Below are 507 nucleotides of genomic sequence, written 5' to 3' on the forward strand. Positions count from 1 at the left end.
TTCTCTGTGGTCGCTGTGATTATCGAGCAAAAACTGTTCAGCCCTATTATTACTGCCGTACTGGAAAGGGCTGGCAGTGCGCAGAGGGGGATGTTCTACATTGCCAACGGGCTGTTATCTATGGTGTCGGATAACGTTTTTGTCGGTACTGTCTATATCAATGAAGTGAAATCAGCGCTGATCGACGGCATGATTGACCGCGAACGGTTCGACATGCTGGCAGTGGCCATCAACACTGGTACTAACCTGCCATCGGTCGCGACGCCAAACGGCCAGGCTGCTTTCTTGTTTGCACTGACATCGGCACTGGCACCGCTGATCAGATTGTCATACGGACGCATGGTCTATATGGCACTGCCATATACGCTGGTCTTGTCGCTGATTGGTCTCGCAGGCATCGAGCTGACATTGATTCCTATGACTGAGTGGTTCTATCAAAACGGTTGGTTGTCCGCCGCCAGCGAAGCCATTCCACAATTAGCACCGGTAACTGGACACTAACGGGAA

1 pseudogene is annotated in these 507 nt (G+C 51.5%); it reads left to right on the plus strand.

Annotated features, from left to right (window positions below):
• Positions 1 to 501: pseudogene (locus ACYP03_RS23985) on the plus strand (sodium/proton antiporter); the annotation flags it as partial.
• Positions 502 to 507 lie beyond the last annotated feature (6 nt).

The sequence above is a fragment of the Photobacterium sp. R1 genome (genome assembly GCF_054600795.1).